The following is a 7,247-nucleotide window of genomic DNA, read 5'->3' as shown; positions in this document are numbered from 1 at the left end:
AGGGAGGGGGTGAGAAGCACCAGGGAGAAACACTCGAGGCTCACCATCCAAAGCATTCCCCTTCCCTCTAGGGGGGGGGGGGTCCCCCCCCCCCCCCCCCCGCCGCCCCGGCCCCCCTTCTGCCACCCTTAGAAGCACCAGCTCCAGGAGTCACGATGCTCCGTTCCGCCCTTCTCGCGGCCTCCCGGTCGCCGCAGGTCCGCACCGTGGTCGAGAAGTTCCCGCCGACCCACGCGATAGTCGAGCGCTTCGTCGCCGGTGACGTCCTCGACGACGCCGTCACCGCCACCGACGACCTGATCGCCACCGGCCGCAAGGTCACCCTCGACCACCTCGGCGAGGACACCCAGGACGCCGCCCAGGCCGCCGGCACCGCCGAGGCCTACGAGCACCTGCTCACGGCGCTCAAGGAGACCGGCCTCGCGGCCGGCGCCGAGGTGTCGGTCAAGCTGTCGGCCGTCGGCCAGTTCCTCCCGGTGGACGGCGAGAAGATCGCGCTGGAGAACGCCCGCCGCATCTGCGAGGCCGCCGCCGACGCCGGCACCACGGTGACCCTCGACATGGAGGACCACACCACCACCGACTCCACTCTCGCCATCGCGCGCGAGCTGCGGGCCGACTTCCCCTGGCTGGGCGTCGTGCTCCAGGCCTACCTGCGCCGCACCGAGGCCGACTGCCGCGAGTTCTCCGGCCCCGGCTCGCGCGTGCGCCTGTGCAAGGGCGCCTACAAGGAGCCCGAGTCGGTCGCCTTCCAGGGCAAGCACGACGTCGACCTCGCGTACGTCCGTGCGCTCAAGGTCCTGATGGCCGGCGAGGGCTACCCGATGATCGCCTCGCACGACCCCAACATGATCAAGATCGCCGGCCAGCTCGCCCAGTGGAACGGCCGCAAGCGGGACTCCTTCGAGTACCAGATGCTGTTCGGCATCCGCCCCGAGGAGCAGCTGCGCCTCGCCGGCGAGGGCAACACCATGCGCGTGTACCTGCCCTACGGCCAGGAGTGGTACGGCTACTTCATGCGCCGCCTCGCCGAGCGCCCGGCCAACCTCACCTTCTTCCTGCGCGCCATGGCCACCCGCGGCTGACCCGCGCGCACCCGCACGACGACGGCCCGCACCCCCGGTGGAAGGGGGGTGCGGGCCGTTTGTCGTGGGTCAGAGGAACGGTTTGGTGTCCAGCTCGAAGTCGAAGGGGTCGGGCAGCGGGAGAGGTTCGCCGAAGGCGGCCAAGTGAACCTCGGTGTACTCCTCGCGGTGGGGATTGCTGAAGAGGCTGACCTGCGACTTCTCGCGGTCGATGAGGAGGTAGAACGGGATCGCGGCGCGTGCGTAGCAGTGGCGTTTGGCGATGCGGTCCTGGTCGGGCTTGCTGGAGGTGACCTCCGCCACCATGGTGACGCCGTCCGGTTCCATCCATGGCGGCGCGTCGCGGAACAGTCGGAGCTCCTCCGGGGCGAACGTGGCGTCCGGAATGACGTGGTTCTTCGGGCAGAGTCCACCGCTCACGAGGCGGAGGCCCTTGCTGCCCGAAACGCTCATGTCGGTGTTGGAGCGCCGGATCACCTGCTTGATCAGGTGATTGATGTGGTCCTCGTGGTTGCCGTCCGGCGGTGGTGCCACGATGATCTCTCCCTCGATGAGCTCGGCCCGGAAGCCTTCGGGGGAGTGCAGGCTCAGGAAGCTCTCCAGCAGGATGTCCTCCTGCGATGGGGAGCCCGTGATTGGTTGCTCATGCGCCACAGCACTCATGATGCCCCTCCTTCAGGTTCGAGTCACGCTAGTCGCGGTGCGGAGGGGTTATGCCGTGCACGGTTGGTTTTCACTCGATGGTGTGAGTTTGAGGCCTGGCATAGCATCCCGATGCTGATGAACTGGGGCTTTGGCGGGAGGAGTTGGGGATGCTGAAGGAGTTCGCGGGGTTGTCGACGCCGTTGGTGGCGGATGCGTGTGTGCGGTTGGGGGTGGGGCTCAGGGCGGCGCCGGTGGGGGTGGCGGCGGTGGTGGCCGGGGGGCGGGTCGCGGGGCGGGTGCTGCCGGTGCGGCACTACGGGAGCGTGGACGTGTTCCTGGAGGCGTACGGGGCGGCCCGGGACGGTGACGTGCTGGTGATCGACAACGGCGGGCGGACCGACGAGGCCTGCATCGGGGACCTCGCGGTGCTGGAGGCGCGGGCCGCCGGGATCGCCGGGATCGTGGTGTGGGGGCTGCACCGGGACACCCCCGAACTGGTGGAGATCGGGCTGCCGGTGTTCAGTTACGGCGCGCTGCCGCTGGGGCCGGTTCGGCTGGACGGGCGGGAGCCGGAGGCGCTGGTGACGGCGCGGGTCGGGCCGCACCTGGTGGGCGCCGGGGACGTGGTGTTCGGCGACGCGGACGGGGTGCTGTTCGTCCCGGCCGACCGGGCCGGGGAGGTGCTGGAGGCGGCCGCCGCGATCGCCGGGACCGAGCGTGCGCAGGCCGGGCGGATCGCCTCCGGTGACACGCTGCGCCGGCAGACCGCCTTCGACGAGTACCTGGAGCGCCGCGCCGCCGATCCTTCGTACAGCTTCCGGCAGCACCTGCGGCGGGTCGGCGGGGCGATCGAGGAGTAGCGAACTCCCTTACAGCGACCGGTGCATGACGTGCAGGCCGACGTAGCCGTCGACGGGGTGGTGGAAGGCTTCGGGGACGGTGCCGACGATGTCGAAGCCGAGGGATTGGTAGAGCTTCACGGCGTGGTGGTTGTTGGCGACCACGGCGTTGAACTGCATGGCGCGGTAGCCGTTGGTGCGGGCCCAGTCGAGGGTGTACTCGACCAGGGCCCGCCCGATGCCGCGGCCGTGGTGCGCCGGGTCGACCAGGTAGCTGGCGCTGGCCACGTGCGCGCCGTTGCCGGGGCGGTTGCGGGTCATGTTGGCGGTGCCGACGACCGTGCCGGCCTCGTCCACCGCGACCACCGTGCGATGGGGCGCGGTGAGCATCCACCACTCCCGGCCGAGGTCGGAGGAGAGGTCGAGGGGGTAGGGGAACGTCTCGCCGGCGGCGATGACGGTGTGGAAGAAGGGCCAGACGGCAGGCCAGTCCTCGGGGGTGGCTTCGCGGATGAGCATCCGCTCAGCATGATCCGCGGCGGGAGGGGCCTGCCACTGGTTTTCGACTGGTTCTCGGTGCGCGACCGTTTGCGGTGCGGCCGCTTCCGGTGCGGCTGGTCAGCTCAGGACGGCGTCCTCGACCAGGGCGGCCGCGTGGGCCTGGCCCTTGGCGTTGGGGTGCACCAGGGCGTAGCGCAGCGGGATGATGCTGGTCAGCACGCCGTCCAGCCAGTGGTCCTGGTCGCACACGCTGTGGCCGGTGGTGGAGGGGTAGAGGTCGACGAAGGCGTCGCCGTGGGCGGCGGTCCGCTGGGCGATGATCGCGTTGAGCGGTTCCAGGATGGCCGTCCGCGCCCAGGCGAGGTCGCCGGTGGTGAAGGTGGCGAACTGCTCCAGGTTGCCGTAGGTGCAGCGGGTGGCGTCCTCGGGGACGAGGTGGGGGTAGCCGACGGCCAGCAGCCGCGCGGACGGGGCCTTGGCGTGCAGGGCGCCGAGCATCTGGTCGAAGTCGCCGCGCAGTTGGTTGAAGCGGTCGGGCAGGCTCGCGTCGAACTTGTCCTTGCAGGGCGTGCCCTGGCCGAGGACCGCGGCGCCGAGTTCGATGCAGCCCTTGAGGATCTCGGCGAAGCCGAGGGTGTTGCCGCCGATCTCGACGGTGATCACGTCGGCGCCCGGGGAGACGGCGTCGATCTGCGACGGGACCGGTGGGAAGGGGGCGCCGGGGTTGGTCCCGAGCGGCGGGAGCGGGCGGCCGGGCGGGGCTTCCTTGGTCTGGTAGACGTCCTTGACGGTGGCGCCGGCACAGCTGACGTTGCGCAGCTCGACCAGGGGGCCGAGGCCGCGGCGGATCAGCTCGGGGTAGGAGCCGGTGGTGCGGGCGCAGCCGTCGCGGGGTTCGGTCTCGGCGCCGGCGGCCTCGACGAAGCCGGCCGTGTAGGAGTCGCCCAGTGCGGCCCAGGCGAGCGTCCGGACGCGGCCGGCCGGTTCGGCGGCGGCCTGGGCGGCGGACGGGGTGATCAGGCCGGCGGTGAGCGCGACGGCGGTGCCGGCGACGGCGAGGCGGGACAGGAAGCGTGGCACGGTCTCTCCCTCAACGAGTGCGCGGGAGAGCGCGATTCACCCCCCTAGAGGTAGATCGAGTCGGCGGGTGGACGACTTGATCCCTCAGGAGGGTGAATTCGCGTGTGCGGCCGTGACGTTGGGCCGATCGGCCCTGGGCGTCGGGGCGGGCCGGCGAGGGGTGTGGCGAGACGGTTCAGAGCAGGGCGGCGGACGGATCGACCATCGCCCGGGCGGTCTTGGCGTCGACGTACTCGCCGATCGCGGTCATCACCCACTCGCCGGACGACTGTCGGACCAGCTTGCACATCACCACGCCGGTGTGCGGCTCGGAGTGGGTGAGGTCGAAGCGGACCAGTTCCTCCTCCGTCCGGGCGTCCAGCAGGCGGCAGTAGGCGTTCTTGACCTCGGTGAACCGCTGGCCGGAGAAGGAGTTGACGACGAAGACCAGGCCGGTGACCTCGGCCGGCAGGCCGTCCAGGTGGACGGTGATCGACTCGTCGTCGCCGGCTCCGCCGCCGGTGAGGTTGTCGCCGGAGTGGGCGATCGCGCCCTTGAAGACGGTCAGCTTCATGAACCAGGCCGTCTCCAGCTTCTTGCGCTGGGCGTCGAAGGCGAGGCAGGAGGCGTCCAGGTCGACGCTGCGGCCGCGGCCGGCGGGCTCCCAGCCGAGCGCCATCCGGACCGAGGAGAGGAACGGACGGCCGTTCTTCACCAGGGAGACCGAACTGCCCTTGACCAGGTTGACCCGGCCCTTGTCCAGGGTGATCTTGGCGGGGGCGGACGGGGCCGGCGGGGCGACCGGGGGCGCGGGGGGCGCGGGCGGGGTGGCGGCGAGGGCGATCCGCGGGTCGACGGGGGGAGCCGGGGGAGCGACCGGAGGGGCCGCGGGGGGAGTGGCGGGGGCGGGGGCCTGGGCGGCCGGGGCCGGGGTCGCGGCCGGGGAGTCGTCGACGGAGACGCCGAAGTCGGTGGCGATGCCCGCCAGGCCGTTGGCGTAGCCCTGGCCGACCGCGCGCACCTTCCAGGCGCCGCCGCGCTGGTAGACCTCGACCACGATGAGCGCGGTCTCCTGGCCCAGCTGCGGCGGGGTGAAGGTGACCAGGGCCTGCCCGGTGTCGGCGTCGCGGACGGTGGCGGTCGGCTCCATCCCGGCGAAGGTGGAGGACTGGTCGGCGGGGCTGGCGGTCACCACGATCTTGGTGATGCCGGCCGGGACGGCCAGGGTGTCGACGGTGATCGCGTCCGGCGCTCCGGCGGCGGCCGGGCGGTGGCTGACGCCGGGGCCGTGCGGGGCGTTGAAGAAGACGAAGTCGTCGTCCGAGCGCACCTTTCCGGCGTCGGTCAGCAGCAGGCCGGAGACGTCCAGCGCCTTGGGCGCGGTGACCTCGACAGTCACCCGCGCGGCGGTCAGCGGGGCGTTGCCGCCTTGGGTCAGGACGGTGGACACGGACTCCTCCTCGGGTGCGGAACGGCGGCCGGCCGGGGCCGCTGGGACCGCCGGGCCGGGTGCTGCCCACAGTAACGAACGGGCGCGTCGGGATGAGCCCGGCCGGGGCGGTGACCTGTCGGATCGTCGGACGGTACGGCCGGGCGGCGGGGTTGGGTGGCGGGGTTGAGTGGCAGGCCCCGGCAAGGCCGCACGGTGGCAAGGCGGCGGGACAACGCGGCCGGAGGTCAGCGGGGCGCGAAGGCGGTCGGCGTGCTGGGGCGCGGCGGGAGCCCGGGTGCCTCGGGCACGACCGGCGGCGGCGCGACCGGCGGCGGCGCGACGGGCTGCGGTGCGACCGGGCCGAAGGCGCCGAGGGCGGCGACCGCCCGGGGCCGGTCGATGCCGAAGGCGGCGGCGCTCCAGCTCTCCGCCGCGGCGGCCTTGCGGACCGGGCCGGACGAAGCGGGCCGACCGGACGGGAGTGAGGGGCCGGACGGGCCGGTGGGCCCCGAGGGTTCGGCGGCGGGGCGGGTGCCGCGCACGCCGAAGGCGTAGTGGCCGGGCGGGACGTCGGTGCCGGCCGGGGTGGTGAAGCGGTAGACCAGGGTGCCGCGCTCCTGTTGGGCGGTGACGACCGCGCCGGGCAGGTCGGTCCAGGCGGTGCCGCTGCCGGGGGCCAACTCGCCTGGGGCAAGCCGGAATTCGGTCTGAAGTGCGGTGAGCGGCTCGGTGACGGCGAGGTCGAGCTGGTGCCGGAGGCCGTCCCGGCCGAGCGGTGTGACCGTGGCGACGCCGGTCAGGGCCTGGTCGGTGTCCGGCTCGGTGTCCGGGCCAGGGGCGCCGGCGGTCGGGCCGTCGGTGCCCGGGGCAACTGCGCCGGGCGGCGGCGGCGGTGCGGGCTGGGCCGGGGCGGCCGGGCGGGGTCCGGGTGCGTGCGGCGTGGTCGGCGAGGGGGAGGGCGAAGAGGGGTCGGCCGGCTGCTCGGCGACGGGCGCGACGGGCTGGGCCGACGGCGAGGGCGCGGCGGCGTCGGCCGGCGTGGCGGGCTCGCCGGTGCCAGCCGGCCGGGCGCCGGGGCCGTGGTCGGCCATGGGTTCGGCCGCGGCCTGTCCGCCGGTGGGCTCCGGGAGCGCCGACCGGGTGCCGGGCGCGTGGGGAGAGGCGCTGGGCGAGGCGGCTGTGGCGGCCGTGTCCTCCGCCGCCCCGGGGTGGTGCGCCGAGGGGCTCGGTACGGGCGGCCGGCCGGTGGCCGGGAGGTCGGCGGGGTTCGGCGCGGTCGGGTTCGGCGCGGTCGGGGCCCGGTCGGCGGCGGCCTCGGCCTGGTCGCCCGCGGCGGGGGTGGGCGGCGGGGTGGTGCCGACGCGTGCGACCCCGGCCCGCCGGCCCACGCCCTGCTGCTCGTTGAGCAGGAGGGTGGTGGCGATGCTGATGCCGACGACGGTGGACATCGCCATCGCGGCACCGGAGAAGCGCAGGGTGGGCAGCCGGAACCGGCCGCCGAACGGGCGTGGCCGCCCGTGCCGGCCGTGCCGTTCGGGCTCGTGCCGAACGTCCCGCGCAGTGTCCTCGCGCGCAGCCACCGGACCCCTCCCTCCCCGAAGTCGCCGTCGCGGTCGCGGTATTCTCCCATGCGCTGCCACCGGGCCGGCATCGGCCGCCCGGGGTCGGTCGGCCGGGGTCCGGGTG

7 protein-coding genes are annotated in these 7,247 nt (G+C 73.7%); 2 read left to right on the top strand and 5 right to left on the bottom strand.

Annotated elements, in window-relative coordinates; genetic code table 11:
• The first annotated feature begins 155 nt into the window (after nt 1-155).
• Nucleotides 156-1,085 (top strand): proline dehydrogenase family protein, encoded by a 930-nt coding sequence (locus ACFVX9_RS07815; protein WP_063349537.1) that lies wholly within the window; start codon nt 156-158, stop codon nt 1,083-1,085.
• 69 nt (nt 1,086-1,154) lie between these two features.
• Here the strand turns inward: ACFVX9_RS07815 and ACFVX9_RS07810 are convergent, their stop codons facing one another.
• Nucleotides 1,155-1,748, bottom strand: a complete 594-nt coding sequence (locus ACFVX9_RS07810; RefSeq protein ID WP_380424218.1) for a Uma2 family endonuclease — start codon at nt 1,746-1,748, stop codon at nt 1,155-1,157.
• Between the two features lie 149 nt (nt 1,749-1,897).
• Between ACFVX9_RS07810 and ACFVX9_RS07805 the strand changes: the two genes are divergently transcribed.
• Nucleotides 1,898-2,590, top strand: a complete 693-nt coding sequence (locus ACFVX9_RS07805; RefSeq protein ID WP_063349539.1) for an RraA family protein — start codon at nt 1,898-1,900, stop codon at nt 2,588-2,590.
• Nucleotides 2,591-2,599: 9 nt separating this feature from the next.
• Here the strand turns inward: ACFVX9_RS07805 and ACFVX9_RS07800 are convergent, their stop codons facing one another.
• The 4 genes from ACFVX9_RS07800 to ACFVX9_RS07785 all read right to left on the bottom strand — a co-directional run bounded on the left by ACFVX9_RS07800 (nt 2,600) and on the right by ACFVX9_RS07785 (nt 7,141).
• Nucleotides 2,600-3,088 carry a GNAT family N-acetyltransferase gene (locus ACFVX9_RS07800; protein ID WP_380378076.1) on the bottom strand — a complete coding sequence of 163 codons (489 nt, stop codon included), beginning with the start codon at nt 3,086-3,088 and terminating at the stop codon, nt 2,600-2,602.
• 99 nt (nt 3,089-3,187) lie between these two features.
• The gene (locus ACFVX9_RS07795) at nt 3,188-4,150 is read right to left on the bottom strand and encodes an SGNH/GDSL hydrolase family protein (protein WP_387980945.1); all 963 of its coding nucleotides are present in this window, start codon (nt 4,148-4,150) and stop codon (nt 3,188-3,190) included.
• A gap of 175 nt (nt 4,151-4,325) precedes the next feature.
• Nucleotides 4,326-5,567: a TerD family protein gene (locus tag ACFVX9_RS07790; protein ID WP_380378123.1), complete on the bottom strand. Its 1,242-nt coding sequence runs from the start codon at nt 5,565-5,567 to the stop codon at nt 4,326-4,328.
• A gap of 239 nt (nt 5,568-5,806) precedes the next feature.
• The gene (locus ACFVX9_RS07785; RefSeq protein WP_380378080.1) at nt 5,807-7,141 is read right to left on the bottom strand and encodes a hypothetical protein; all 1,335 of its coding nucleotides are present in this window, start codon (nt 7,139-7,141) and stop codon (nt 5,807-5,809) included.
• Nucleotides 7,142-7,247 lie beyond the last annotated feature (106 nt).

This window comes from Kitasatospora sp. NPDC058243 (genome assembly GCF_042882025.1).
Classification (GTDB): domain Bacteria; phylum Actinomycetota; class Actinomycetes; order Streptomycetales; family Streptomycetaceae; genus Kitasatospora.
This window is presented reverse-complemented; position numbering and strand designations above follow the sequence as displayed.